This is a genomic window from Kocuria palustris, assembly GCF_007666205.1.
GTDB lineage: Bacteria > Actinomycetota > Actinomycetes > Actinomycetales > Micrococcaceae > Kocuria > Kocuria palustris_A.
Map to the genome: position 1 here is coordinate 36466 of NZ_VDOR01000006.1, position 26384 is coordinate 62849.

The window sequence follows — 26384 nt, forward strand, 5'->3', positions numbered from 1 at the left end:
ATCTCAGTCCAGGGCGGAGAGCCCCTCGACCGGCGGGACCCGGGTGGCGCGCCGGGCCGGCAGCGCCGAGGAGACGAGCGCCACGGCCAGGACTCCCAGCGCCACGGCTGCCAGCCCGCCCCACGGGACCGTGATCGCCACGGGGATGGTCTCCGTGACCATCGCCGAGACCACGCCCGTTCCGAGCAGCCATCCCGCCACGACGCCGGCCGCGCCGGCCGCCGCCGCGATGACCAGAGCCTCCCGGCGGATCAGGGCGCCGAGCTGGCGGCGCGAGAGCCCCAGGGCCCGCAGCAGCGAGTTCTCGCGGGTGCGCTCCAGCACGGACAGCGACATCGTCGAGGTGATGCCGAGGACCGAGACCCCCACGGCAGCGGCCAGCAGCCCCAGGGCCACCCACAGCATGACGTCGAGGATGTCGACGTACACCGCCTTCTGCATGCCGTTCGCCGCGATCTGCTGGGCCTCCGCGCCCGTGAGCCCGACGACCTCGGCGATCTCCTGCGCGGCCGCCGCGGTCTCGGCGCCGCCGAGGCCGCGCTCCAGGTCGATCTCGACCGTGCCGCCGGACTGCTCGGTAGAGATGACCGACGGGACGTCCCGGATCTCCTGCAGGGCGACGTCGTCCACGGTCTGCTCGATCGCGACATCGACGGGCAGGGAGCGGTCGAGGTCGTCGAGCACCGACTTCTGCGCCACGGCGTGCCCGGTCAGCACGGTCGTCACGAGCGTGATGCCGATCAGCAGGGCGGTGGCCGTCGTCGTGGTCCGGGACCTGTGGCGGGTCGCGTTCGCGGCCGCCAGCCGCGACGGCACGCCGCCGGGCAGGATCCGTCCGATCGCCCCGACGATCGCGGGCATCCACAGCCGCGACGTCAGGATCAGGCCCACGCCCGCGCCGATGCCGCCCAGGATGCCCACGATCGCCTGATCGTGGACGGCTGCGGCCCAGCCCAGGGCGATCGCCGAGGGCGCCAGGACGAGCAGCCCCAGCCCGGAGCGCACCCAGGGGATGCCCTCCGCACGGCGCGATCCGCGCATGCCGTCCAGCGGCGAGGCGCCCATGGCCCGGCGGGCGGGCCCGAGCGAGGCCAGCACCGTCACGAGCACGCCGATCAGCAGGCCCGCCGCGATGTCCTCGGGCGCCACCGCCACCTCGACGGGAGCAGAGGCCGGCAGGAGCGGCTCCACCGCGAAGCCCAGGGCGACGACCGCGGCCACCCCGAGCACCGAGGAGACGAGCCCCAGCACGAGGGCCTCGAGCAGCACCGAGCGCTGGATCTGGGACCCGGTGGCGCCCAGGCAGCGCAGCAGGGCGAGCTCGCGAGCGCGCTGGGCGGTCAGGACGCCGAAGGTCGTGGTGATGACCAGGAAGGCCACGAGCACCGCCAGCAGGGCGAAGGCCAGCAGGAACGCGGTGAGCCCGGCCGTGGCGCCGGCCATGTCCTCGAGCGCCTGCTCGGTCAGCTCCTGCGGGGTCTGCACCTGGTAGGCGGCATCGCCCGGGAGGTCGTCCAGCCGCTGCTGGACGTCCGCGCGCACGGCCTCCGGGTCGGTGCCGTCGTCGAGGACGAGCTGGATCGCGACATCGCTGGGCAGCTGGTCCGCCTCGAACGGCGAGAGCGTCCCGCTCAGCTCCGGGGAGATCCAGCCGTCCTGGGTGTCCGAGGAGCTCTCGGCGCCGACGATCCCGGTGACGACGGCCTCCGCGCCGTCTCCCGTCGGCAGCTCGACCGGGGAGTCCGCGGTCTGCGGCCCCCCGGCCTGCGCTTCCAGGGGCTCCAGGCGCACGGTGTCGCCGACGCCCACCCCGAGCTGCTCGGCGCGGACGACGTTCAGCGCGATCTCGTCGGGGCCCTCGGGGAGGGCGCCCTCGTCGATCTGCCACGGGAAGACGCCGTGGTCCTCGGGCGCGGTGCCCAGGTGCATCGTCCGGGGCTCGCCGGTGCCGGCGGCGTCGACGGCCACGACCGGGGAGGCCCACGCGGAGGCCACGCCGTCGACGTCCTGCAGCGACTGCGCCTCGCCCACGGAGAGGTAGTCCTCCCCGTACAGGGTCGCCGGATCGGAGGGGTCGGGGACGCCGGAGCCGGCAGGTGCGCCCTGACCGGGATCGCCCTCCGCGGACTCGGCCTCGGCAGACTCGACCTCCGCGGACTGCGCCTCCCAGTCCTCGGAGACGACCAGGTCGGCATTGCGGGTGGTGTCGGAGACGGTCGAGACCATCGAGTGGGTCATCGTCGTGCCCAGCATGAGCGATCCGGTCGCGAAGGCGGCCGAGACGGCGATCGCCAGCAGGATCAGGACGTAGCGCGTCCACTGGAGGCGCAGACGGCTCAGGACGATGCGGCGCATCAGCGCGCACCTCCCCTCGGGCGCTCGTCGTCGGCGGCCGCGGGGACCGGGCCCGCGGAGCGGGAGCCGCGGGGCTCGTCGGAGACGATCGCGCCGTCCTGCACGCGCACCGTCCGGTCCGCGAAATCGGCCACGCGGGGGTCGTGGGTCACCACGACGACCGTGTGGCCCTGCTGGTGCACGGTGTCCGCCAGCAGCTGCAGGACCTGGGTCGTGGTGTCGGTGTCGAGCGCGCCGGTGGGCTCGTCGGCGATGATCACGTCCGGGCCGGTGATCAGGGCGCGGGCGATGGCCACGCGCTGCTGCTGGCCTCCGGAGAGCTCGTCGGGACGGTGATCGAGGCGCTCGGTCAGGCCCAGGGCGTCGGCGATCTCTCCCAGCAGCCGCTCGTCGGGCCTGCGACCGGCCAGGGTCAGGGGCAGCTCGATGTTCTGCCGGGCCGTGAGCACCGGGACGAGGTTGAAGGCCTGGAAGACGAAGCCGACGTGCTCGCGGCGGAACTCGGTGAGCTCCTTGTCGCGCAGGGAGACGATGTCGCGTCCGCCCACCACGATGCTCGTCTCCGGGCGGCGGTCGGGGGAGTCGAGGCCCGCCAGGCAGTGGACGAGCGTGGACTTCCCGGAGCCCGACGGCCCCACGACCGCGGTGAAGGTCCCGCGCTCGATGTCCAGGGACACGCTGTCGAGGGCGGTGACCGTGAGATCGCTGTCGCCGTAGGTCTTGGAGACGCTCCGAGCGCTGACCGCGAGCTCGCGCGGGGCCTGCCACGGGGTGTGCGGGATGGCCTGGTGGATGTGTCCGGCGGGTGCGGATCCGTCGTGTCGTGTGCTCATGGTCCAAGACTGCTCCGCGCCCGGGCCCGGCGCATCGGACGGGCGGCCCATCTGCGGGTGCCGCCGAGTCATCCCGGGGTATGACGGCGGGCCTCAGAGCAGGCCGAGCACGCCCTTCACCACGGCGGCCGCGCCGCCCAGCCCGGCGATGAGCAGAGCGAGGGTCCGGGCGCGCTCCGAGGGGACCCGGGACTCGAGGGCCGACCCGGCCCGCACGCCGCCCAGCACCAGGGCGATCACCACGGGCAGGGCCCACCACGGGGGAAGTCCCTGTCCGCCGGTGGCGCCCATGGCGGATTTGAGGACCACGGACATCAGGCCCATCGACATGAAGATGGGCTGCAGGGACGCGGCGAAGGCCCGCTGCTCCCAGCGGGTGAGGCGCGAGACGATGACCATGGCCGGCGCGGCCACGCCCGCCGTGGTGTTGAGCAGCCCGCCGATCGCACCGGCCGTCGGCAGCGCGGCCCGGCTGGTGACGTGGGGCAGCTGCGGCACGGCGACCGTGAGCCCGAGGGCGAGCAGCACCAGAAGCCCGATGCCGAGCTGCAGCCAGGCCGCCGGCAGGACGAGCACCAGCAGCGCCCCGACCACGGCGCCCGGCAGCGCGGAGGCCACGACGATCCCCGCCTTGCGCCAGTCCACCCGATCGCGCACCGAGAGCATGATGGTGAACCCGGAGACCGTGGTGGTCGCATTGGTCATCAGGACCCCGGAGACCGGGCCGAGCAGCAGCGACAGCACGGGGGTGACCACCAGACCCACCCCGGTGCCCGAGAGCCGCTGCAGGGCCGAGCCCACCAGGATCGAGGCCGCGGCCAGCAGCGCCGACGCCAGCGGCAGGTCGGTCAGCATCGTGCGTCCATGGGCGGGCCCCTAGAGTGATCAGCGGCACGTTCGATCACGCGCCAGGCTACTCGTCAGGAAGGCCCCGTCATGATGTCCGCACGCTCCTCCGTCCTGAGCGATCTCGAGGTCCCGCTCATCGCCGCGCCCATGGCCGGAGGACCGTCGAGCCCCGAGCTGGCGATCGAGGTGTCGCGCGCCGGCGGGCTGGGAATGCTCGCGGGCGGATACCGGACCGCCGCAGCGCTGGCCGAGCAGATCGCAGCGGTGCGCCAGGGGCTGCGCGATACCGAACGTCTGTTCGGCGTCAACGTCTTCGCCCCCGAGCCGGTGCCCACCGACCCCGAGGCGCTCGCCGGGTTCCGGGAGCAGTGGGTCCGCGCCGTCACCGCGCTGGACGAGCAGCTGGGGGCGCAGGCCGCGCAGCGTCCGATCCCGGAGTGCACCGACGACGGCTGGGACGAGAAGATCGCGCTGCTCGTGGCCGATCCCGTCCCGGTCGTGAGCTTCACCTTCGGGCTGCCGCCGACGGCCGCGATCCGGGCGCTGCAGGAGGCCGGGACCGCGGTGCTGCTGTCGGTGTCCTCGGCGGAGGAGGCGGTGCGCGCCGCCTCGTGCGATCCCGACGCACTCGTCCTGCAGGGCGCCGACGCCGGCGGGCACCGCTTCACCCTGGCCCAGGACGCCGTTCCGGGAGAGACGCCGCTGTTGGAGCTGCTGGGCGATGCGCTCTCGGCGCTGTCGTCGACCCGTCCCGAGCTGCCCGTGATCGCCGCCGGCGGGATCGGCTCGCCCGCCGAGGCTGCTCGGGTGCTCGCCGCCGGAGCCGCCGCCGTGCAGGTGGGGACCCTGTTCGCGGTCGCCGACGAGGCCGGCACGAGCCGGACCCACCGCGAGGCGCTGCTGGCCGCCGCGGCGGACCCGTCGTCGTCGCGCACGACGGTGACCCGGGCCTTCTCGGGACGTCCCGCCCGTGCCCTGGCCACCGCGTACACGGAGGCGATGGCCGAGCACGAGATCGCCGGGTATCCGCAGATCAACACGATGTCCTCGCCCATCCGCAAGGCGGCCGCCGAGGCCGGCAGGACCGAGCTGGTGCATCTGTGGGCGGGCACGGGCTTCGCGGCCTGCCGCCCGAGGCCCGCGGCGGAGATCGTGGCCGAGTTCCGCGGCCTCTGAGGGGCCTGTGCCTGCGTGCCTTCCGCCTGCCCCGCCGCGCTTGCCGCCCTCGACCCGCCCTTTCCGCCCCCGATCTCCTTGCCCTCGCCTTTTCCGCGCTCCCCTTTCCCGCGAGCGGCCGCTACTTCACTTCTCTCCTCGCGAGTGGCCGATTCTTCACCTCTCTGCTCGCGAGCGGCCGATTCCTCACTGCTTCGCGGCTGAAACGGTGACGAAGCGGCCACTCGCGGCCGATGGGGTGAGGAATCGGCCTGTCGATGCAAGTGAGCAGGATCCAGAAGGGGCGGTCACTGTGGGGAGCCGGGGAATCGCGGCATCGGGCCGGCGTCTCGGCGGCGGAAGGTGCCTGCTGGCACGGAGGATACGATGCCGCAGCACCCGCGCCGGCCGGATGAGATCACCGACGTGCTGAACCGCACCGGATGGACGACGACGGCGGCGATCCGTCGCGAGCCCGTGCCCGCGGAGCATCCGCAGGGCTTCGTGGCGGCTCGTCGACGCGACTGATCCGGTCGCCCGGTCGGCCGCCCCTCCGTCGTCCTGCCGCCCCCGAGATCAGCCGGTGCGACCGAGGCGGTCGCTGCGAGCGGCCCGGAGAACGAGGGCGACTGCGCGCGGCACACGCTGCCCGTCGACGGGCTCGGACTCCACGAGGTCACGTGCCGTGAGCCGGATCTCGATCCACCCGCTGCCAAGAGTCGCGCGCTGACGTCGCACATCGCGCTCGCGCTGACCCTGCCCGTCGTGGTGGGCGCCGTCGTACTGCAGGCTGATGCGCAGCCCCGGGTCGGCCAGATCGGGGTGCACGGCGCAGCCGTCCGCGCTCCTCAGCTCGAGATCGGTGCGGAAGCCGCGCAGGCCGTGGTCCTCGAGCAGCAGCCGCAGCCTGGTCTCCGGCTCCGAATCGACACCGACGCGTGCGCGTTCCAGGGCCCGGCGCACTCGTCGCGTCCCCCGGGTGCCGGTCAGCTGACGAAGGTCGTCGCGGACCTGCGCGAGGCTGCGCAGGGCGGGCAGGCCCGCGCGGATCCCGTGCCGGTGCTCGCAGATCACCCCGTCGACCGCCGCAATGAGCTCAATGTCGCTGAGCCGCCCGGCGATGTCCACGAGAGTCCGCGTCGGCCCGGTCAGCAGGGCGCCGTGCGGACCGGTCGTCAGCAGCAGCGGATTCGTGGCCCGATGCCCGACCAGGCCCGCGCGCTTCACCCTGGTCTCGGATTCCGCTCCCCGGATGTGCGTGACGTGGAGGGGCCACGCGCGCTCGAGCCGACGGGGCAGCCGGAACCCCCACAGCAGGGCCGCAGACTGATGGCTGATCGCGTGATCGGGCATGGCCAGGCGCTGGGCGTGCACGAGGCGGCTGAGCTCGTCGTACGCGCTCGGCCCGGACGACGCCCGCGGCCGTGCGGAATCCGGCGGCGTCCAGAGGCCCGAGACGATGCGCTCGTAGTGGGGGTGTCGCAGCTGCCGGGAGCTCAGACCCGCCGACATCGCCTCGCCGCGCGTGAAGACGCGGTCGGCAAGAGCCTCGGGGGTGTGGTGGCGCTGCGGCATGCGGACACGATGCGCGTCATATCGACCACCGCCGTCCGCCGGGTCTCGTCGGGGAGCGCGGCTCCCGCGCGTGCGTCGTCGACTCGTCTGTGGAGCCTCCGAGCCGGGGCCCTTGTGTGTCGCTTGCGCCCACGACGTCGGCGCATCGAGCGGCCGAAATATCACTGCTCACCCCGCGACCGGCCGATTCCTCACCGTTTCAGCGGCGAATCGGTGAGGAATCGGCCGGTCGCGGGGGGTGGGGTGAGGAATCGGCCGGTCGCGGGAGGAGGGGCGGCGGGAAGCCCCCCCCCCGGCGGGCTGCAGGCGTGTGAGGTCCGCGACTCGCAGCGGGAGGGCTTGCGCCCGCGCGCTAGACTCCACGACGGACTTCCGCGACCCTCGTCGCATCCCGCGCGGCACCGGCCGCAACCGAGCGCCGTCCTGGCAGCAGGGCGGCCGCACGCCATCGTCTGAAGAGAGACCGCACTCGTATGAGCACTGCCCAGCGCAACGACCTCCGCAACGTCGCGATCGTGGCCCACGTCGACCACGGCAAGACCACGATCGTGGACGCCATGCTCCGGCAGACGAACACGTTCGCCGAGCACGGCGAGGTCGCCGATCGCGTCATGGACTCGGGCGACCTCGAGCGCGAGAAGGGCATCACGATCCTCGCCAAGAACACCACCGTGTTCTACGAGGGGCCGTCGGCCGACGGCGAGGTCATCACGATCAACGTGATCGACACCCCGGGCCACGCGGACTTCGGCGGCGAGGTCGAGCGCGGCCTGTCCATGGTCGACGGCGTCGTGCTGCTCGTGGACGCCTCGGAGGGCCCGCTGCCGCAGACCCGCTTCGTGCTGCGCAAGGCCCTCGAGGCCAAGCTCCCGGTGATCGTGGTCGTCAACAAGATCGACCGGCCCGACGCCCGCGCCGAGGAGGTCGTCTCCGAGACGATGGATCTGTTGCTGGGCCTGGCCTCGGACATCGCCGAGGACTACCCGGAGATGGACCTGGACGCCGTGCTGGACGTGCCGGTGGTCTACGCCTCGGGCAAGGCCGGCCGTGCCGATACCGAGTTCCCCGGCGACGGCCAGCTGCCCGCCAGCGAGGACCTCGAGCCGCTGTTCAAGACGATCCTGGAGCACATCCCGGCGCCGTCGTACGAGGACGACGGGGTGCTGCAGGCCCACGTCACCAACCTCGACGCCTCCCCGTTCCTGGGGCGCCTGGCCCTGCTGCGCATCTTCTCGGGCACGCTCAAGAAGGGCCAGACCGTGGCGTGGGCGCGCAAGGACGGCTCGCTCAAGAACGTGCGCATCTCCGAGCTGCTGGCCACCAAGGGCCTGGACCGCGTCCCGGCCGAGTCGGCCGGCCCCGGCGAGATCGTGGCCGTCGCGGGCATCGAGGACATCACGATCGGCGAGACGCTGACCGATCCGGAGAACCCCAAGCCGCTGCCGGTCATCACGGTCGACGACCCCGCGATCTCCATGACCATCGGCATCAACACCTCGCCGATGGCCGGCCGCGTCAAGAACGCCAAGGTCACCGCCCGCCAGGTCAAGGACCGCCTGGACAAGGAGCTCGTGGGCAACGTGTCGCTGCGCGTGCTGCCGACCGAGCGCCCCGACGCCTGGGAGGTCCAGGGCCGCGGCGAGCTCGCCCTGTCGATCCTGGTGGAGCAGATGCGCCGCGAGGGCTTCGAGCTGACCGTGGGCAAGCCCCAGGTGGTCACCCGCGAGATCGACGGCAAGGTCCACGAGCCGGTCGAGCGCATGACGATCGACACCCCGGACGAGTTCCTGGGCGCGATCACGCAGATCATGGCCACCCGCAAGGGCCGCATGGAGACCATGACGAACCACGGCACCGGCTGGGTGCGCATGGAGTTCGTCGTCCCGGCCCGCGGCCTGATCGGCTTCCGCACGACGTTCATGACCGAGACCCGCGGCGCGGGCATCGCGTCGTCGTACTCCGACGGCTTCGAGCCGTGGTTCGGCCCGATCGAGTACCGCACCAACGGCTCGATGATCTCCGACCGCGCCGGCGTGGCGACCCCGTTCGCCATGATCAACCTCCAGGAGCGCGGCACGATCTTCGTGAAGCCCACCGAGGAGGTCTACGAGGGCATGGTCATCGGCGAGAACGCGCGCGCCGATGACATGGAGGTGAACATCACCAAGGAGAAGAAGCTCACCAACATGCGCTCGGCCGCCGCCGACAACTTCGAGAACCTCACCCCGCCGCGGCAGATGACGCTGGAGGAGTGCCTCGAGTTCGCCCGCGAGGACGAGTGCGTCGAGGTCACCCCGGAGGCCATCCGCATCCGGAAGGTGGTCCTGGACTCCAACGAGCGCGTGAAGCAGGCGCGCCAGCGCAATCGTGCGTGACCGGAGCCGGGAGGCGACGGCGCCGGGGGAGGCCTCTGCGCCGTCGTACCCCGCCGTCGGCACCCTGATCCGCCCGGATGCCGTCGGCTCGCTGCTGCCCCGGGACATCGCCCCGGGGCAGGCGCGCGTGCTGGCCGTGCACGCGCATCCCGACGACGAGACGCTGGCCTCCGGACTCGCCCTGGCCTCGCTGGCCGCGGCCGGGACGGACGTGCATCTGCTCACGATGACCCGCGGGGAGCGCGGGGAGGTCATGGTCCCGCGCCTGGCCCGGCTCGAGGTGGGGCACCCGGACAACCACGACGACGGCACCGAGCTCGGGGCGCACCGCGAGCACGAGCTGGCCGAGGCCTGCCGCGCTCTGGGCGTGCAGCACCGGGTCTACGCGGGGCAGCCCCCGGCCCTCGATCCGCGGGCAGGCTTCCCCGGGGGCGGCGACCGCTTCATGGACTCCGGGATGTCCTGGGGCGATGACGGCCGCGCTCAGCCGGCTCCCGATGTCTCCCCGCAGGCCCTGACGGCCGCGCCCCTGGACCAGGCGGCCGCGCACGCGGCGGCCGCGATCCGCGAGATCCGTCCGCATGCGGCCCTGACCTACGACGACGACGGCGGCTACGGCCATCCCGACCACGTGCGCACCGCGCAGGTCCTGCTGCGCGCGCTCGAGCTGGCCGCGCAGGAGGCCCCCGATCAGCCGGACTGGACGGTGCCGCTCGTGTGGGCGATCGAGGCCGCGCCCGACCCGGCCGATGAGCGCCCCCAGGCCGTGATCCGGGCCGACGAGCGCTCCCGCGCCGCACGGCACGCCGCCATGCGCGCCCACGCGACCCAGATCGAGACGGGGGACGACCCCGCCGATCCGGCCTACGAGCTCTCGAACCGGGTGCCCCAGCGCATCCCCGAGGCCGAGACGTACCGGCTGGTCCGGGGCTTCGCCTCGCACCTGGCGGAGCCGGCCGCGGCGGGCAGCGCCGAGGACGGCGGGCGGGCGTGAGGGAAAGCCGGGATCCGCAGGCCCGGGCGCGTGGGCGCTCGCCGGTCGACGTCGCCAGCGTGCCCGTCTCGGCGGTCGTCTCGGTCGTGAGCGGGCTGCTGGCCGGCATCCTGGGCACGGTCGTGCACGGGAACATCCTGCGCCTGGGCGGGCATCTCTGGATCCCGTGGGGCGCGGTGCTGGCCCTGGCCCTGCTGCTGAGCCTGTCGGTGTGGTCGGGCACGACCACCCGCCGCATCTGGGCCTCGGCGGTGCCGGGGATCGTGGCCTACGCCGCGGCCTTCGTGCTGGCCTTCGGTCGGCCGGACTCGCCGCTGGTGGTGATGAGCCCCGGATCCGCGATCGGGATCTCCGGGCTCCTGTGGTTCGGCGGCATCCTGGTGGTCACGCTGCTCTCGGTGGTCCTCGTGGGCCGCTGGTGGCGGCAGCGGCGGCGGGCCGCCGCCCGGCAGGCCGCCGACGAGGACGTCGCCCGGGAGACGCGGGAGGCCTCCGAGCGCGTCAGCGCCGCGGCGCCGGCGGAGGGACCTGCCGGGCGAGCCTGACGTCCGCGAGCGGGATCCGCACCGGCCCGCCGCGGGTGTCGAGCACGACGGCCGCGGGATCGTCGTCGGAGCGCTCCCGCAGGGTCCCGATCGCGTCGGTGCGGCCCTTCCCGGAGGCATCCCCGGTCGGCAGCGCGTAGCGCACGGTGACCCTCGTGCCTGCGGGCAGCCGCGCGAGCCGCTCCAGGGCGGTGCGCCGCGCGGGGTCGGAGTGCTCGGGCGCTGTCATGGCCCTCACCCTAGCCGGGCGGCCGGCGGCGTATGACGTGCGGAGTCGGGCACCGTCCGCACGCCCGTAGAATGGCCCGGAAACTCCGCGAGAAAGGACCGTCGGCTCCATGACGTACGTGATCGCCCAGCCCTGTGTCGATGTGAAGGACAAGGCCTGCGTCGAAGAGTGCCCCGTCGACTGCATCTACGAGGGCGAGCGCAGCCTCTACATCCACCCCGACGAGTGCGTCGACTGCGGCGCCTGCGAGCCCGTGTGCCCCGTCGAGGCCATCTACTACGAGGACGACACCCCCGAGGAGTGGGCCGAGTACTACAAGTACAACGTCGAGTTCTTCGACGACCTGGGCTCCCCGGGCGGCGCCGCCCGCCTGGGCAACACCGGCAAGGACCACCCGGGCATCGCCGCCCTGCCGCCGCAGAACCAGGACTGAGCCCGTGAGCGCCGAGCAGCCCCGCGCCTTCGGCCTGGACCTGCCGGAGTACCCGTGGGAGGCCATGGCCCCGTACCGGGAGATCGCCGCCGGCCACGAGGACGGCACCGCCGATCTGTCGATCGGGACCCCCGTGGACCCCACGCCTCTGGTGGTCCAAGACGCCCTGGCCGCTGCCTCCGACGCCCCCGGCTACCCCACGACGCACGGCACGTCCGCGCTGCGGGAGGCGATCGTGCGCTGGTACGAGCGCCGCCGCGGCGTGAGCGGGCTGGACCCCGAGCAGCAGGTCATGCCCACGGTCGGCTCCAAGGAGCTCGTGGCGTGGCTGCCGCTGCTGCTCGGCCTGCGCGCCGGGGACGTCGTGGTCCGCCCCTCGGCCGCCTATCCCACCTACGACATCGGCGCCCGGCTGGCCGGTGCGCAGCCCGTCGCGGCCGACAGCCTGGACGAGCTGCCGCAGGAGGTGCGCGAGCGCGTGCGCCTGGTGTGGCTGAACTCGCCGGCCAATCCCACCGGCGCCGTGGACGACGCCGGGACCATGGCCCGCACGGTCTCCCGAGCCCGGGAGCTGGGCGCGGTCGTGGCCTCGGACGAGTGCTACGCCGAGCTCGGCTGGGGCCGCTGGGACCGGGAGGAGGGCGGCGAGCCCGTCCCCTCGATCCTGGATCCGCGCGTGAGCGGGGGAGATCCCGCGGGGCTGCTGTCGGTCTACTCCCTGTCCAAGCAGTCCAACCTCGCGGGCTACCGCGCGGCCTTCGTCGCGGGGGATCCCGGGATCATGGCCGGGCTGATCAACTCCCGCAAGCACGCCGGGATGATCGTGCCGGCTCCGGTCCAGGCGGCCATGCGCGCGGCCCTGGACGACGACGCCCACGTGGTCGCCCAGAAGGCGCTCTACCGCGATCGCCGCGAGCGCCTGCGCGGCGCCGTGGAGGCCTTCGGGCTGAGCATCGAGCACTCGGAGGCCGGCCTGTACCTGTGGTGCCGCCGCGAGGGGCGCACGGCGCCGGACACCTGGGATCTGGTGCGGGAGCTCGCGCAGCTGGGCATCGTCGTGGGCCCCGGGGTCTTCTACGGCGAGGCCGGCGCGGGGTTCATCCGCATCGCCCTGACGGCCTCGGACGAGCGGATCGACGCGGCCGTCGGGCGCCTGCGGGCCGCCGCGGCCTGAGGCCGGCCGCGGTGCCGGCGGCCCCCGGCAGATTGGCAGGTCCCGCCGCAGTGCGAGTAGATTGACGAGCAGAGGTGTGTCTGCGGACACTCCGACGACCTTCCGCCGCGCGACGGAGACGCCGCCGGCTCCAGAGACTCGCCGCGTCCGGCACCCGGGCGCGATGAGCGCAGGTGAGCACCACGTGGCTCACAGACAACGGAGGAGATCCATGACCGAGTCCGGCAACGACGGCCGCACGGCCCAGCTGAGCATCGACGAGGGCAGCTCCCTCGATCTGCCCGTCCTGGAGGCCCACGAGGGCAACGAGGGCCTCGGCATCGCGGCCCTGCGAAAGGAGACGGGCCGCGTCACCTACGACCCCGGCTTCATGAACACGGCCAATGCGCGGTCGGCGATCACCTACATCGACGGCGAGAACGGCGTGCTGCGCTACCGCGGCTACCCGATCGAGCAGCTCGCGGAGCACTCCAACTTCCTGGAGACCGCCTACCTGCTGATCTACGGAGAGCTGCCCACCGAGGACCAGTACCAGGACTTCGAGCATCGCATCACGACGCACACCATGGTCCACGAGGACCTGAAGATGTTCTTCAACGGCTTCCCGCGCTCGGCGCACCCCATGCCCGTGCTGTCCTCGGCCGTCTCCGCGCTGTCCACGTTCTACGCCGACTCGCTGGATCCGCACGATCCCGAGCAGGTCGAGATCTCCACGATCCGCCTGCTGGCCAAGGTCCCCACGCTGGCGGCCTACGCCTACAAGAAGTCGATCGGCGAGCCGATGCTCTACCCGCGCAACGAGCTCTCCTACGCGGAGAACTTCCTGCGGATGTGCTTCGGCGTGCCGGCCGAGGAGACCGAGATCGACCCGGCGCTGTCCAAGTCGCTCGACATCCTGCTGATGCTGCACGCGGATCACGAGCAGAACTGCTCGACCTCGACCGTGCGCCTGGTGGGCTCGTCGGAGGCCAACATGTTCGCCTCCGTCTCGGCCGGCATCAACGCCCTCTACGGCCCGCTGCACGGCGGCGCCAACGAGGCCGTGCTGGCCATGCTGGACCAGATCCAGAACCGGGGCCTGTCGCCCGAGGACTTCATGGAGAAGGTCAAGAACAAGGAGGACGGGGTGAAGCTCATGGGCTTCGGTCACCGCGTCTACAAGAACTACGACCCCCGGGCCAAGATCATCAAGGGCTACGCCCACGACATCCTGGAGCGCCTGGGCGGCGACAACGAGATGCTCGACATCGCCATGCGCCTCGAGGAGAAGGCCCTGGCCGACGACTACTTCGTGGAGCGCAAGCTCTACCCGAACGTCGACTTCTACACCGGCCTGATCTACAAGGCCATGGGCTTCCCGGAGCGCATGTTCACGGTGCTGTTCGCGATCGGGCGCCTGCCGGGCTGGATCGCCCAGTGGCGCGAGATGGTCGAGGATCCCGAGACCAAGATCGGCCGTCCCCGCCAGCTCTACGTCGGCGAGGGCGAGCGCCAGTACCCGACCCGATGAGCCGCTGGGCCGGGCCCGGCCGCTGAGGTCCGGGTCCGCGCTGCGGAGTCCGCGCACCGCGCACGGCGGGTCGCCTCCTTTCCGGGGGAGGCGGCCCGCCGTGCGTCGTGTCCGGCTCCTGCCGGGGCCCGGTTCCGGGCCCGTGCCGGCTCCGGGCTCGGCCCGGCCGGCTGAACCCGGTCCGAGCAGGGCTCAGGAGGAGTAGCCCATGGGATTGGCCTTCTGCCAGTTCCAGTGATCGCGGCACATGGTGTCCATGTCGCGGTCGGCGGACCAGCCCAGATCGGCCAGCGCCGAGGCCGGGTCGGCGTAGTTGACGGCGACGTCGCCGGGGCGGCGCTCGACGATCTCGTACGGGATCTCGACGCCGGAGGCTCGCTCGAAGGCCTCGCGGACCTCGAGCACCGAGTAGCCGCGGCCGGTGCCGAGGTTCCAGACCTTCGCACCGCCGCTGCGGGCAAGCCATTCGAGGGCGCGGACGTGGCCGTCGGCCAGGTCGACCACGTGGATGTAGTCGCGCACGCCCGTGCCGTCGGGGGTGGGGTAGTCCCCGCCGAAGACCTTCAGCTTCTCCCGGCGCCCCACCGCGACCTGGGCCACGAACGGCATCAGGTTGTTGGGGATCCCCGTCGGGTCCTCGCCGATGATCCCGGACTCGTGCGCGCCCACCGGGTTGAAGTAGCGCAGCAGCGCCACGTTCCAGCGGTCGTCCGAGGCCGCGATGTCGGCCAGGATGTCCTCGATCTGCTCCTTGGTGCGCCCGTACGGGTTGGTGGCGTCCTTCTCGACCTTCTCGGTCAGCGGCATGGTCTCGACGTCGCCGTAGACGGTGGCCGAGGAGGAGAAGACGATCGTGCGGCAGCCGGCGTCCTCCATGGCGTGCAGCAGGTTCAGCGTGCCGCCCACGTTGTTGGTGTAGTACCACAGCGGCTTCTCGCCGGACTCGCCCACCGCCTTGAGACCGGCGAAGTGGATCACGGCCTCGGGCGCCCACTGCTCGAAGACGCGGCGCAGGCCGGGCTGGTCGAGCAGGTCGATCTCCTCGAAGCCCAGGACCTCGCGCCCGGCGAGCTGCTGGACCCGCTCGAGGCTGACCTTCGAGGAGTTCGCCAGGTTGTCGAGCACGACGACGTCGTGCCCGGCCTCGAGCAGGGCCAGGACGGTGTGCGAGCCGATGTAGCCGGTGCCGCCGGTGACAAGGATGCGCATGGGGACAGATCTCCTCTGCTGGAAGCGGGACGCGCCCGGCCCCCGATGGCCGCGGACGCGCCGGTGCGGGAGGGGCCGGTTCGGTCCCTCCCGCGCGGGTCAGTTCTTGTGGAGCGCGTCGTTGAGCTCGACGGTGCGCCCGCCCCGGGGCAGCGCCTCGACGGCGCCGGTCGTCGAGTTGCGGCGGAAGAGCAGGTTGGAGACGCCCGAGAGGTCCAGGGCCTTGACGGCCTGCGCCTGCTCGGCGCTGTCCTGCTGGACCAGCACCCGCGTGCCGGCGGTGAGGTAGAGGCCGGCCTCGACGATGCAGTCGTCGCCCAGGGAGATGCCCACGCCGGCATTGGCGCCGAGCAGGACGCGCTCGCCCAGGCTGATGCGCTGCTTGCCGCCTCCGGAGAGCGTGCCCATGATCGAGGCGCCGCCGCCCAGATCGGTGTGATCGCCCACCACGACCCCGGCGGAGATGCGGCCCTCGACCATCGCCGAGCCGAGCGTGCCGGCGTTGAAGTTCACGAAGCCCTCGTGCATGACCGTCGTGCCCTCGGCCAGGTGTGCGCCCAGGCGGACGCGGTCGGCATCGCCGATCCGCACGCCCGAGGGCACCACGTAGTCGACCATGCGGGGGAACTTGTCCACCGAGAGCACGGAGACGTGGCCGGTCGAGCGCATGCGCAGGCGCGCGGTGTTCAGCTCCTCGGCCAGCACGGGGCCGCGATCGGTCCAGGCCACGTTGGCCAGCAGTCCGAACACCCCGTCCAGGTTGATGGAGTTCGGCCGGACCAGGCGGCGGGAGAGCAGGTGCAGGCGCAGGTAGACGTCGGCGGCATCGACCGGAGCGGCGTCCAGGTCGATCACGCGGTCCACGACCTCGACCGTGACATTGCGATCGGCGTCCGGCAGCGCGGCTCGGCGCAGATCGCCGTCGAGGGACCGGTCGGGCTCCTGGTCGAGGACGGGGGCGGGGTACCAGACGTCCAGGACCGTCCCGGCCCGGGGGCCGTCGGCGACGACGCTGGCGAGCCCGATGCCCGCTGCGCGGCGGGACGGTGCGGGGCTGGATGCGGTGGAGTCGGAAGTCATGGGCTCCATCCTACGGATCCGGCCGCTCGATCGGGGTGGATAGGGTGGCCGCATGCCGAGTCCCCAGCACCCTGCCGACGAGCCCGCCCCCGCCCTGGACCTCAGCGCGGATCCCGCGCAGCTGACCGCCGCCCTCATCGACGTCGAGTCGGTCTCGGATCACGAGACCCGGCTGGCCGATCTGGTCGAGGACGCCCTGCGGGGGCTGGATCATCTGAGCGTGCACCGCGACGGGGACGCGATCGTGGCCCGCACCGAGCTCGGCCGGCCCGAGCGCGTCGTCCTGGCCGGCCACCTGGACACCGTGCCGCTGCCGAGCATCGACGGGGCGCGGGGCACGGTGCCGTCGTCGTGGACGGGATCGGACGACGACGGCGATCTGACCCTCTGGGGGCGCGGGGCGACCGACATGAAGGGCGGCGTCGCGGTCCAGCTCGGGCTCGCCGCGCAGCTGACGCGGCCCGCGCGCGACATCACCTACGTCTTCTACGACCACGAGGAGGTCGACTCCGCGGCCTCGGGCCTGGGCCGCCTCGAGCGCAGCGTCCCCGAGCTGCTCGAGGCGGACTTCGCGGTCCTGCTCGAGCCCACGGACGGCACGGTCGAGGGCGGCTGCAACGGCACCCTGCGGTTCGTGATCGCCCCGCAGGGACTGGCGGCCCACTCCGGGCGGGCGTGGCGCGGCGACAACGCGATCCACAAGCTCGCCGACGTCCTGGCGGTCCTGGCCGAGCACGAGCCCGCGACGATCGAGGTCGAGGGCCTCGAGTACCGCGAGGGCCTGAACGCGATCCGGATCGGCGGAGGGACGGCGGGCAACGTCATCCCGGATGCGGCCTCGATCGAGATCAACTACCGCTTCGCCCCGGACAAGAGCCTCGAAGAGGCCCAGCAGCGCTGCCGCGACCTGTTCCCGGGCCACGAGCTCGAGTTCGTGGACCTCTCCGCGGCCGCCCGCCCGGGCCTCGACCGAGCCGCCGCCGCGGACTTCGTGGCAGCCGTCGGCCAGGAGCCCAAGCCCAAGTACGGCTGGACCGACGTCGCCCGCTTCTCCGCGATGGGGGTGCCGGCCGTCAACTTCGGGCCCGGGGACGCGCTGCTGGCGCACACCGACGACGAGCACGTCAGCGCCGCGGCGATCCGCGAGTGCCGCCGCGTCCTGCTGAGCTGGCTGAGCCAGGACATAGCCTAGGCGCATGACTGCCAGCGACCCCCGCGCATCGACCCCCGACGAGCCCGGCAGCGACCTGCCGGGCGACGAGCTGCCCGCCGCCCCTGCGGCGCATCGCCCGGCGCGCGCCTCGCGGTTCAAGGGCCCGATCGTGCTGCGGGGCCGGGAGACCGCCCGCCGCACCTCGGATCAGCGGCTGCTCGAGCACTGGTCGGCGGAGGCGGTCGGGCACGACGCCGACTTCACCCGCACCGACCCCTGGCGGATCCTGCGGATCCAGTCGGAGTTCGTCGACGGCTTCGACACCCTGGCGCGCCTGGGGCCGGCCGTGACCGTGTTCGGCTCGGCCCGCATCCCCGAAGGCGCCGCGGACTACGAGCTGGGCCGCGAGGTCGGCCGCCGTCTGGGCCGGGCCGGCTACACCGTCATCACGGGCGGCGGCCCCGGGATCATGGAGGCCGCCAACCGCGGGGCCCACGACGTCGAGGCCCCGTCCGTGGGGCTGGGCATCGAGCTGCCGCACGAGCAGAGCCTGAACCCGTACATCGACCTGGGCATCAACTTCCGCTACTTCTTCGTGCGCAAGACGATGTTCGCCAAGTACAGCCACGGCTTCATCGCGCTGCCGGGCGGCTTCGGCACGATGGACGAGCTCTTCGAGTGCCTGACGCTCGTGCAGACGGGGAAGATGACGCGCTTCCCCGTGGTGCTCATGGGCGTCGGGTTCTGGACCCCGCTGCTCGAGTGGATCCGCGGCTCCCTCGTGGAGCAGGGGATGATCTCGCCCGGGGACCCCGATCTGATGCACCTGACCGACTCCGCGGAGGAGGCCGTGCGGATCATGCGCGATGCCCACGACCGCTACAACCGCGAGGCGCAGCACCGCGCCGATCTGGGCGGCTACGACGCCGACCTGGACTCGGACGGGCGATACGGCGCGGGCGGGGAGCACGACCGGGGGGATCTGCGGTGAGCGCACCCGCCGCGGTGCTGCTCGTGTGCGCGCTGCTGGCGGCCTGCGGCACGGCCGCGGCCGTCGTGCTGATGCCGCCGCCGCAGGACGTCGGCGCCGAGCGCGAGGCGGACGGCACGAGGCCGGCGCTGCGCCCCCGGACCCCGTGGATGCGGGCCGGCTGGTCCTCCGGAGCGCCCCCGCGCCTCGAGCCGCCCCGGGCCGACGACGCACCAGGGACCGACCGGTGAGCCAGGCGGCCGGGTTCCCGGCCGGCGACGCCGCACCGGGCCGGGAGATCGCCTCGACCCGCGTGCACGCCGCCCTGGGCCGCGGCGCCAGCGCCGCGAGCGCCTGGCTGGGCGATCGGCCCCTGTGGCTGCAGGCGCTGCTGATCTGGGCGATCGCCCGGCTGTGGTCGGCGCTCGTGCTCGTCGTGGTCGACCGCCAGGCCCCGGACGGGCCCTGGGGGGAGACCCCGCTGGGCTACTTCGGCACCGCCTCGATCTGGGACGGCACCTGGTACGAGCAGATCCACGACGAGGGCTACCCGGGGCGGATCCCCCGGGACCCCGACGGCGCGGTCCAGGAGAACGCGTGGGCCTTCCACCCGCTGTTCCCGCTGGTGGTCCGGGGGCTGACCGCGCTCACCGGGGCCCCCTGGACCGTGGCCGCCCCGCTGGTCGCGCTGCTGGCGGGCTTCGGCGCGGCGGTGGCCGTCGCGGCGCTCTTCCAGCGCCTCGCCGGGCCGCGCGACGCCGTGTGGGCCCTGGCGCTCGTGGCGTTCTGCGCGGTCTCCCCGGTGCTGCAGACCGCCTACGCCGAATCGCTGCACCTGGCCCTGCTGGCCCTGGCGCTGCTGCTGATCCTGCAGGGGCGGGCCGTCGCCGCGATGCCCGTCGTCCTGCTGATGTGCCTGACCCGCCCGGCCGGCGTCCCGTTCGCCGCCGCGCTCGGGATCGCCTGGGCCGTGCGGGCCCTCCCGCGGCTGCGCGAGCACGGCCCCCGCCGCCTCCCGGCCCTTCTCGACCGCTGGTTCTGGCTCGCCGTGTGGGCCTGCGCCTGCGCCCTGGCCTGGCCGGCGATCGCCTGGGCGGCCACCGGGGAGATGACGGCCTACACCGAAACCGAGACGGCGTGGCGCGGCGGCGGCCTGGTGCCCGTCGAGCCGTGGCTGCAGCTGGGCGCCCGGCTGCTCGGGCAGGGCTGGGGCTGGCTCTTCGCGGCCGTGCTGATCGCGGTCGCCGCGCTGCTGCTGGGCACGCGGGTCGTGCGCCGCACGCTGCCGCAGGGCGTGCGGCTGTGGGCCGGCGCCTACGCCGTCTACCTCCTGCTGTTCCTGCATCCGCAGTCCTCCACGCTGCGGCTGCTGCTGCCGCTGTTCGTCGTGGCGCTTCCCCTGACGGCCGTGAGCGAGTCGCGGGCCTACCGGTGGACCCTGCTCGTCGTCGGCGCTCTGTCGCAGCTCGTGTGGGTCGGCGTGCTGTGGCAGTGGTCCCCGCTGCCGCAGGGCGGCGACTACCCGCCGTGACCGGCTGCGCTTGAGGCCGCTCCGCTCAGGGTCGCCTCAGCCCGTGTGACGCATCCGATATACTGGCTCCCGAAACGACGTCCGAAGAACAGGAGATGAGTTCCATGGCGGCTATGAAGCCCAGGACCGGTGATGGTCCTATGGAGGTCACCAAGGAGGGGCGCAGCCTCATCATGCGAGTCCCTCTGGAGGGCGGCGGCCGCCTCGTCGTCGAGCTCAAGCCCGATGAGGTCGCGGAGCTGAAGGGCTGCCTCGAGGGCGTCTCCGTCTGAGGCCGGCTCACCCCGCGCGCAGGGCCCCGCACCGCTGCCGGTGCCGGGGCCCTTCGCGTGTCTGCCCCGCCCGGGAGAGGGGGGCAGGGGATCAGCGGCGCACGGCCACGAGCATTCCGGCGCCGGGGGTGAGCACCGTGCTCACGAACCGCTCGTCCTCCCGGAGCATCCGGTGGATCTCGCGGTGGATGCGGGTCGAGTCCTCGCGCTCCACGGGATTCGGCACGCGGTCCTGATCGAGGGCGTCGTGGACGATCAGCGTGCCGCCCGTGCGCAGCAGGCGCACGGCCTCGTCCACGTAGAGCAGGGTGTTGGACGGCTCGGCGTCCAGCAGGACCAGGTCGTAGGAGCCAGCGCTGAGCCGGGGCAGCACGAGCGACGCGCGGCCGGAGATCGTGCGCACGCGCCGGCCCTCGGCGCCGACCTCGCGGAAGGTCTCCCGGGCTGCGCGCAGCGCGCGGATGTCGGTGTCGATCGTGGTGAGCACGGAGTCCCGCGGCATGCCGCGCAGCAGGGCGGCCCCGGACACGCCGGCGCCGGTGCCGACCTCGACGGCCGCGCGGGGCTGGACCGCCGCGGCGAGGACCGTGAGGGTCGCGGCGACCGCCGGGGTCACGGGGCGCAGGCGCAGGGCCATCGACCGCTCGCGGGCCCGCAGCAGGACGTCGTCCTCCCGCGGGTAGGCCTCGGCGTAGGCCCAGCTGGTCGCCTTGCCGCTGCTCATCCGCGCCCCGCCTCTCCGATCGTCCGTCGCTCCCGCTGCCTGCCCGCTCGCGGCGCCGGCCGGCTGCGGGGGTCGGCAGGCCGACCCGACGGGCTGAGTGCGCAGTGCACTGGCGGACATCCTACCCGTCGCCGGCGAACGGGCCCTGCGTCCAGGACCCGCTCAGGTCCGTGGCCGAGCATGGCTGCGCATCGTCTGCACTCGCATCGCCGGCAGGAGGGTCGACCGTGGGCTCCACCGCGCTGCCGAGCTTCGTGTCCCGGGCCCGGCTCGTCTCCGTGGTCACCTCGGTGGCCGCGCTGCTGCTGCTGGGCGTCCTGCTGCTGGGCTGGTTCGCCGGCTCCCGCACCTCCTCTACGGCGGGGGCGGGCTCCGCGGCAGTGCCGGGATCGCCGTGGGCGCAGTCCTCGGGCCTGCTGCTCACCGACATCTCCGACGTGGACCTCCTGCGCTCGCAGGGGTGGACGCTGCCGCTGGCCGGGGCGCCCGGCTACGAGGTCTCCTCGCTGCGCCAGGTCACCGTGGCGGGCGAGCCCGCCGTGCGGATGACCATGAGGGACCAGCAGGGCGAGAGCTACACGCTGGTCGAGCAGCGCGGCGAGGTCGATCCGCAGCACCCGGTGGACGGGCTGGTCGGGCTGCCGTCGACGACCACGGGCCTGGACCCGGCGGCCGTGGACGGCACCCCCGTGCGGATGCGGGCGGGCAGCCCGTGGACCGCTCAGATCGTGCACGACGACGTCGTCTACACCCTGCAGGGCGACGGCTCCGCCGCGGGCATGGTCCGGCTGATCCACCACACGGAGGCCGCGGACCGGGCCACGCTGATCCCCGCTCCGGAGCGGGAGTCGACGCCGGGGGAGACCGTGGTCGACGGGTGGAAGCGCATGCTCGGGCTGGACGCGTGAGCCCGACACCGCCCTGCTAATGTCGAGTCCGTGTTCGGCATCAGCGGGCTCGAAGCCATCGTCCTCATCGTCGTGATCCTCCTCGTGGTGGGTCCCGAGCGGCTTCCCGAGTACGCCGAGAACCTGCGCGACCTCGTGAAGCGGGCCCGCCGCTATGCCACCGGGGCCAAGGAGGATCTGCGCGAGACCCTGGGCCCGGAGATCGGCGACATCGACTGGCGCAAGCTGGACCCTCGCCAGTACGACCCCCGGACCATCGTGCGCGATGCCCTCCTGGAGGCCGATCAGGAGGACTCCGCCGAGAAGCGCCGCCGCGAGCGCGAGGAGCGGGAGGCCGCCCGCGCCCAGCGCCGCCGCGAGCGCGAGGAGGCGGAGGCCGTCTCCGGGGACGACAGCGGGGACGCACCGGCGCCGGCCCCTTCGCTCGTGCGCCTCGGCGACGGCCAGCGCGCGCCCTTCGACCCCGAGGCGACCTGAGGCTGCCGCACCGCGGCAGGCGTCAGCTCGGGCTGATCCCGAGCGAGCGCCCGGCCAGGCCGCGGGGGCCGTCGAGCGCCGCGGCGATCTCGCGCAGGATCCGGGAGGCGGGGGCCTCGGGCTGCGACCACACGAGCGGGAGGCCGTCGTCGCCGGCCTCTCGCAGGGCGACGTCGAGCGGGATCGAGCCGAGCAGCGGGACGTCGTAGCCCATGCGCTGCGTCAGCGACCGCGCGATCTGCTCGCCGCCGCCGCTGCCGAAGAGCTCGAGCCGGGAGCCGTCGGGCATGGCCATGGCGGACATGTTCTCCACGACCCCCGCGACCCGCTGATCGGTCATCGAGGCCAGCGCCCCGGAGCGCTCGGCGATCCCCGCCGCGGCCTGCTGCGGGGTGGAGACCACGAGCACCCCCGAGCCCGGCAGCTTCTGGGCCACGGCGATCGCGACATCTCCGGTCCCGGGCGGCAGATCGAGCAGCAGGTGGTCCAGATCGCCGAAGTGCACGTCGGCCAGGAACTGCTCGACGGCCCGGTCCAGCAGCGGGCCGCGCCAGACCACGGGGTCGGCGGGATCCGTGAACATGCCGATCGAGATGGCCCGGACGCTGCCGCGGCGGCCGTCGCCCGGCGTCCCGGGCCCGTCCTGGCCGAGCACGTCCTCGGGGACCTCGACGACCGGCGGGAGGATCATCTCGTCGACCCGGGTGGGCGCGCGGGTGATGCCGAACAGGCCCGGGATCGAGAAGCCGTGGATGTCCGCGTCCACGACCCCCACGCTGCGCCCGCGCGCGGCCAGTGCGGCGGCGAGGTTGGCGGTGACGGTGGACTTGCCCACGCCGCCCTTGCCCGAGGTCACGGAGTGCACGCGGGTCAGCGACGACGAGTCCGCGAACGGGATCGAGCGCGTGTGCCCGAGCTGCTGCTTGAGCTGCTCGCGCTGCTCGGGGGTCATCACGTCCAGCTCGACGACGGTGCGCCGCACGCCGTCGACGTCGCGCACCGCCTGCTCGAGGTCCGACTCGATGGTGGAGCGCAGCGGGCAGCCCGAGATCGTCAGCAGCACCTCGATGACGGCCGTGCCGTCGGGCTCCAGGCGCGCCGCGCGCAGCATCCCGAGCTCGACCAGCGGGCGCTGGAGCTCGGGATCCTGGACGGCGGCCAGGGCGTCGGCGAGGCGGGGGTCGATCGCGTGCTGCTGCGTCATGGTCCTCCGTGCTCGGCGCCGGCTGCGTGGGAGCCGCTGCGGGCCCCTGCCGCGGTCTCGCCGGGCTTCTGCTTCTTCTTCCTGCGCCTGCGGCCGCCCTGCTCGGCGGTCTCCGCGGTCTCGTCGGGGCCCTCGGGGTCGCCGATCTCCTCGAGCAGCTCCTCGAGCAGGTCGCGCAGCTCCGAGCGGACGTAGTCGCGCGTGGCCACCTCGCGCATGGACATGCGCAGGGCCGCGATCTCGCGGGTCAGGTACTCGGTGTCGGCCAGGTTCTCCTGGGACCGCTTGCGGTCGCGCTCGGCCACGACCTTGTCGCGGTCGTCCTGCCGGTTCTGCGCGAGCAGCAGCAGCGGGGCCGCGTAGGAGGCCTGGAGCGAGAGCATCAGGGTCAGCAGCGTGAAGTTCAGCGCCCGGGGATCGAACTGCATGCTCTCGGGCATCAGGGTGTTCCAGCCCAGCCACACGGCCACGAAGACCGTCATCCACAGCAGGAACTGCGGCGTGCCCATGAAGCGGGCGAAGCCCTCCGTGAGCTGCCCGAATGCGTCCGGGTTGGGACGCAGCCGGGTCCACAGCCCGTGGCGCAGCCCGCCAGGCGTGTCCAGCCCTGCGGTGCGGCGCTCGGCGCCGGCTCGGCTCTCACTCATAGCGTCGTCCCACCTTCCTCACGGGGGTTCCGTCGTCCCAGATCCTCCAGTCGTCCGGCAGGAGGTCGTCGAGCACGTCGTCGATCGTCACCGCGCCCACGAGGCGCCGGCCCTGGTTGACCACCGGGATGATCGTCAGGTCGTAGGTCGCCAGCTCCCGGGCCACGTCGGCGATGGGGGACAGGTCCTTGACGGGGTCGATCGCCGAGTCCAGCAGGGTGCCGATCTGCTCGGGCGGGGGCACGCGCAGCAGCTCCTGCATGTGCACCATGCCCAGGTACCGCCCGGTCGGGGTCTCCAGCGGGGGGCGGCACACGAACACGGCGGCCGCCATGGCGGGGGAGACCTCCTCCTGGCGGATCGCGGCCAGCGCCTCGGCCACGGTCGTCTCCGGGGAGAGGATGATCGGCACGGGCGTCATCATGGAGCCGGCCGTGCCCTCCTCGTACTCGAGCAGGCGGCGGACGTCGTCGGCGTCCTCGGGCTGCATGAGCTCGAGCAGCGATTCGGCCTCCGGATCCGGCAGCTCGTTGAGCAGGTCGGCCGCGTCGTCGGGCTCCATCTCCTCGAGGACGTCGGCGGCGCGCTCGACCTCGAGATTGGTCAGCACGAACACCTGGTCCTCGTCGGTCATCTCCTGCAGGACGTCCGCCAGGCGGTCGTCGCGCAGCTCGCCGGCGATCTCCAGGATGCGCTTGGGCGGCAGCCCCCGCAGCTCGTCGGCGATGTCGGCGGCCTTGTCGTCCTCGTGGGAGCTGACCCACTGGGTCGCCGGCTGATGGCCCGCCGACTCCTGGTCCGAGGCCTCGTTCCAGTCGATGACGAGGGTCTCGCCGCTGCGCCGGCGCATCAGGCCGCCGCTGCCGGAGGGCGTGCGGCGCACGAAGAGCTGCGTGACCTGCCAGTCGCCGGTGCGGGTCTGCTCCATGGCGACGTCGCTGATCGTGGCGGTGCCGCTGCCGTCGAGCATGGTCACGGTGCGGTCGAACATCTCGCCGACCACGAGGATCTCGGAGCCGCGCTGCTCGAACCGGCGCAGGTTCACCAGTCCCGTGCACAGGATCTGCTCGGAGTCCATCGACGTCACGCGGGTCATGGGCAGGAACACGCGGCGCTTGCCCAGGACCTCGACGACGAGGCCGATGACCATCGGCTGCTTGGCCGAGCTGCCGCCGATCGCGGCGGCGCCCCGGCGGATCATGACGAGATCGCGCACGCGGCCGACGCGGTCGCCCAGCGGGTCGAACACGTCCAGGCCGATGAGGCGCGCGATGAAGATCTTCTCGAGTGAACTGCTCACCGGGACAGCGTAGTCGTTGAGGGGATTCAGCCGGTCGCGATAGAGACGCCCGTCTCAAGCCGGCGATCAGCTCCGTGGGGGAATCTGGTGCCCATGAGCAGCTCAGCACAGCAGGCACGGCAGATCTCCGGCGAGGGGCTCCCGGACGGCCAGGTGATCGCCTCGTTCTCCCGCTACGTCGACGCCCAGCACGCGGTCGACCACCTCTCGGACGAGGAGTTCGACGTCTCCGCGCTGTCGATCGTGGGGCACGACCTCGCGACCCTCGAGAAGGTCACCGGGCGGCTGACCTACCCGCGCGTGGCCATGATGGCCGCGGGCCAGGGCGCCTTCTTCGGCCTGTTCTTCGGGCTGATCCTCACCCTCTTCGGCGGCGGCGGTCCCATGGCGATCCTGCTCATCGTGATCCTGGGCGCCGCCTTCTGGATGCTGCTGGGCGTCATCTCCTACGCGGCGCAGCGCGGCCGCCGCGACTTCACCTCGATGTCGACGATCGTGGCCACCCGCTACGAGGTCCTGGCTCGCGGCGACGTCGCGGAGCGGGCCGGGGCGGCGCTGCAGGCGGCGGGCATCCAGGGCCGGGCGCCGCGGACCGGCGGCACGAGCGGCCCCGCCGGCATCGCCCCGGCCGCGCCGGGCGCCGCCGCCCCGGGAGCGCCCGCGGGACAGGAGCGGGCCGATGCGAGGCCCGTGCCGTCTCGCGTCGACGAGACCCCGGACGGCCGGCCGCTCTACGGCGTGCGCGTCTCCGAGCAGGAGCAGGACGCCCGCCGCGTCGACTCGGCAGCTGCCCAGGGCGAGCCCGAGGACGGGTCCGAGGCCGAGCCCGAGGACGGCCGCACGCCGTGGGAGCAGGGCGAGCACCGCGGCTGAGCCCCGGTG

The 26384-nt window shown here is 73.2% G+C and carries 27 protein-coding genes; 16 read left to right on the forward strand and 11 right to left on the reverse strand.

What is annotated here, in order from left to right; genetic code table 11:
* Window positions 1–3 precede the first annotated feature (3 nt).
* The 3 genes from FSY66_RS07495 to FSY66_RS07505 all read right to left on the reverse strand — a co-directional run bounded on the left by FSY66_RS07495 (window position 4) and on the right by FSY66_RS07505 (window position 4043).
* The gene (locus FSY66_RS07495; protein WP_144793055.1) at window positions 4–2355 is read right to left on the reverse strand and encodes an FtsX-like permease family protein; all 2352 of its coding nucleotides are present in this window, start codon (window positions 2353–2355) and stop codon (window positions 4–6) included.
* Complete coding sequence (locus FSY66_RS07500) at window positions 2355–3188, reverse strand: ABC transporter ATP-binding protein (RefSeq protein WP_260853567.1); 834 nt, start codon at window positions 3186–3188, stop codon at window positions 2355–2357. Before FSY66_RS07500 ends, FSY66_RS07495 begins: the two co-directional genes overlap by 1 nt.
* A gap of 93 nt (window positions 3189–3281) precedes the next feature.
* A complete protein-coding gene (locus tag FSY66_RS07505) occupies window positions 3282–4043 on the reverse strand; it encodes a TSUP family transporter (RefSeq protein ID WP_144793058.1) in 762 nt (253 codons plus the stop codon).
* 81 nt (window positions 4044–4124) lie between these two features.
* Here FSY66_RS07505 and FSY66_RS07510 point away from each other — a divergent pair, with 81 nt between their 5' ends.
* Window positions 4125–5213: a nitronate monooxygenase gene (locus tag FSY66_RS07510; RefSeq protein WP_260853568.1), complete on the forward strand. Its 1089-nt coding sequence runs from the start codon at window positions 4125–4127 to the stop codon at window positions 5211–5213.
* 366 nt (window positions 5214–5579) lie between these two features.
* Window positions 5580–5720 carry a hypothetical protein gene (locus FSY66_RS12590; RefSeq protein WP_186304497.1) on the forward strand — a complete coding sequence of 47 codons (141 nt, stop codon included), beginning with the start codon at window positions 5580–5582 and terminating at the stop codon, window positions 5718–5720.
* A 48-nt stretch (window positions 5721–5768) separates the two neighbouring features.
* On the opposite strand, the gene FSY66_RS07515 is transcribed toward FSY66_RS12590, so the two are convergent.
* Window positions 5769–6767, reverse strand: a complete 999-nt coding sequence (locus FSY66_RS07515; RefSeq protein WP_144793061.1) for a hypothetical protein — start codon at window positions 6765–6767, stop codon at window positions 5769–5771.
* 473 nt (window positions 6768–7240) lie between these two features.
* Here FSY66_RS07515 and typA point away from each other — a divergent pair, with 473 nt between their 5' ends.
* Genes typA through FSY66_RS07530 form a run of 3 tightly spaced genes read left to right on the forward strand, consistent with a single transcriptional unit; the run spans window position 7241 to window position 10681 of the window.
* Window positions 7241–9142, forward strand: coding sequence for a translational GTPase TypA (gene typA / locus FSY66_RS07520; RefSeq protein ID WP_144793065.1), 1902 nt, complete (start codon window positions 7241–7243; stop codon window positions 9140–9142).
* Entirely contained in the window at window positions 9135–10136 is a 1002-nt protein-coding gene (locus FSY66_RS07525) for a PIG-L family deacetylase (protein WP_260853570.1), read from the forward strand. The genes typA and FSY66_RS07525 overlap by 8 nt, the downstream gene beginning before the upstream one ends.
* Entirely contained in the window at window positions 10133–10681 is a 549-nt protein-coding gene (locus FSY66_RS07530) for a hypothetical protein (protein ID WP_144793068.1), read from the forward strand. Before FSY66_RS07525 ends, FSY66_RS07530 begins: the two co-directional genes overlap by 4 nt.
* Here FSY66_RS07530 and FSY66_RS07535 read toward each other — a convergent pair.
* Complete coding sequence (locus FSY66_RS07535; protein WP_222115521.1) at window positions 10638–10910, reverse strand: putative acetyltransferase; 273 nt, start codon at window positions 10908–10910, stop codon at window positions 10638–10640. The two genes, FSY66_RS07530 and FSY66_RS07535, sit on opposite strands and share 44 nt — an antisense overlap.
* Window positions 10911–11019: 109 nt before the next feature.
* Between FSY66_RS07535 and fdxA the strand changes: the two genes are divergently transcribed.
* From fdxA to FSY66_RS07550, 3 genes are all read left to right on the forward strand, one after another.
* Entirely contained in the window at window positions 11020–11343 is a 324-nt protein-coding gene (gene fdxA, locus FSY66_RS07540; RefSeq protein WP_144793071.1) for a ferredoxin, read from the forward strand.
* Between the two features lie 4 nt (window positions 11344–11347).
* Window positions 11348–12517, forward strand: a complete 1170-nt coding sequence (gene dapC, locus FSY66_RS07545) for a succinyldiaminopimelate transaminase (protein ID WP_260853571.1) — start codon at window positions 11348–11350, stop codon at window positions 12515–12517.
* Window positions 12518–12728: 211 nt separating this feature from the next.
* Window positions 12729–14027 (forward strand): citrate synthase, encoded by a 1299-nt coding sequence (locus FSY66_RS07550; protein ID WP_144793074.1) that lies wholly within the window; start codon window positions 12729–12731, stop codon window positions 14025–14027.
* Window positions 14028–14219: 192 nt separating this feature from the next.
* Here the strand turns inward: FSY66_RS07550 and galE are convergent, their stop codons facing one another.
* The gene (gene galE / locus FSY66_RS07555) at window positions 14220–15236 is read right to left on the reverse strand and encodes a UDP-glucose 4-epimerase GalE (RefSeq protein WP_144793078.1); all 1017 of its coding nucleotides are present in this window, start codon (window positions 15234–15236) and stop codon (window positions 14220–14222) included.
* A 99-nt stretch (window positions 15237–15335) separates the two neighbouring features.
* On the reverse strand, window positions 15336–16316 hold the full coding sequence (gene dapD / locus FSY66_RS07560; RefSeq protein ID WP_144793082.1) for a 2,3,4,5-tetrahydropyridine-2,6-dicarboxylate N-succinyltransferase: 981 nt from the start codon (window positions 16314–16316) through the stop codon (window positions 15336–15338).
* Window positions 16317–16368: 52 nt separating this feature from the next.
* Here dapD and dapE point away from each other — a divergent pair, with 52 nt between their 5' ends.
* From dapE to FSY66_RS07585, 5 genes are all read left to right on the forward strand, one after another.
* Complete coding sequence (gene dapE / locus FSY66_RS07565; protein ID WP_144793086.1) at window positions 16369–17508, forward strand: succinyl-diaminopimelate desuccinylase; 1140 nt, start codon at window positions 16369–16371, stop codon at window positions 17506–17508.
* 4 nt (window positions 17509–17512) lie between these two features.
* A complete protein-coding gene (locus FSY66_RS07570) occupies window positions 17513–18460 on the forward strand; it encodes an LOG family protein (protein ID WP_186304498.1) in 948 nt (315 codons plus the stop codon).
* Entirely contained in the window at window positions 18457–18690 is a 234-nt protein-coding gene (locus FSY66_RS07575) for an unc-93 family MFS transporter (protein WP_144793089.1), read from the forward strand. Before FSY66_RS07570 ends, FSY66_RS07575 begins: the two co-directional genes overlap by 4 nt.
* A complete protein-coding gene (locus FSY66_RS07580) occupies window positions 18687–19970 on the forward strand; it encodes a hypothetical protein (RefSeq protein ID WP_144793092.1) in 1284 nt (427 codons plus the stop codon). Before FSY66_RS07575 ends, FSY66_RS07580 begins: the two co-directional genes overlap by 4 nt.
* A 104-nt stretch (window positions 19971–20074) precedes the next feature.
* Window positions 20075–20242, forward strand: coding sequence for a DUF3117 domain-containing protein (locus FSY66_RS07585; RefSeq protein WP_144793095.1), 168 nt, complete (start codon window positions 20075–20077; stop codon window positions 20240–20242).
* A 91-nt stretch (window positions 20243–20333) separates the two neighbouring features.
* Here FSY66_RS07585 and FSY66_RS07590 read toward each other — a convergent pair whose 3' ends face one another.
* On the reverse strand, window positions 20334–20966 hold the full coding sequence (locus tag FSY66_RS07590; protein WP_144793098.1) for an O-methyltransferase: 633 nt from the start codon (window positions 20964–20966) through the stop codon (window positions 20334–20336).
* A 227-nt stretch (window positions 20967–21193) separates the two neighbouring features.
* On the opposite strand from FSY66_RS07590, the gene FSY66_RS07595 reads away from it, so the two are divergent.
* Entirely contained in the window at window positions 21194–21874 is a 681-nt protein-coding gene (locus tag FSY66_RS07595; protein WP_144793101.1) for a hypothetical protein, read from the forward strand.
* Window positions 21875–21904: 30 nt separating this feature from the next.
* The gene (locus FSY66_RS07600) at window positions 21905–22351 is read left to right on the forward strand and encodes a twin-arginine translocase TatA/TatE family subunit (protein WP_144793104.1); all 447 of its coding nucleotides are present in this window, start codon (window positions 21905–21907) and stop codon (window positions 22349–22351) included.
* 22 nt (window positions 22352–22373) lie between these two features.
* Here FSY66_RS07600 and FSY66_RS07605 read toward each other — a convergent pair whose 3' ends face one another.
* The 3 genes from FSY66_RS07605 to FSY66_RS07615 are packed head-to-tail and all read right to left on the reverse strand — an operon-like array spanning window position 22374 to window position 25502.
* Window positions 22374–23555: a P-loop NTPase gene (locus FSY66_RS07605; protein ID WP_144793107.1), complete on the reverse strand. Its 1182-nt coding sequence runs from the start codon at window positions 23553–23555 to the stop codon at window positions 22374–22376.
* Entirely contained in the window at window positions 23552–24202 is a 651-nt protein-coding gene (locus tag FSY66_RS07610; RefSeq protein WP_144793110.1) for a DUF1003 domain-containing protein, read from the reverse strand. The genes FSY66_RS07605 and FSY66_RS07610 overlap by 4 nt, the downstream gene beginning before the upstream one ends.
* On the reverse strand, window positions 24195–25502 hold the full coding sequence (locus tag FSY66_RS07615) for a magnesium transporter MgtE N-terminal domain-containing protein (RefSeq protein ID WP_144793113.1): 1308 nt from the start codon (window positions 25500–25502) through the stop codon (window positions 24195–24197). The genes FSY66_RS07610 and FSY66_RS07615 overlap by 8 nt, the downstream gene beginning before the upstream one ends.
* 93 nt (window positions 25503–25595) lie before the next feature.
* Between FSY66_RS07615 and FSY66_RS07620 the strand changes: the two genes are divergently transcribed.
* Window positions 25596–26375, forward strand: a complete 780-nt coding sequence (locus tag FSY66_RS07620) for a YflT domain-containing protein (protein WP_144793116.1) — start codon at window positions 25596–25598, stop codon at window positions 26373–26375.
* The last annotated feature ends 9 nt before the right edge of the window (window positions 26376–26384 follow it).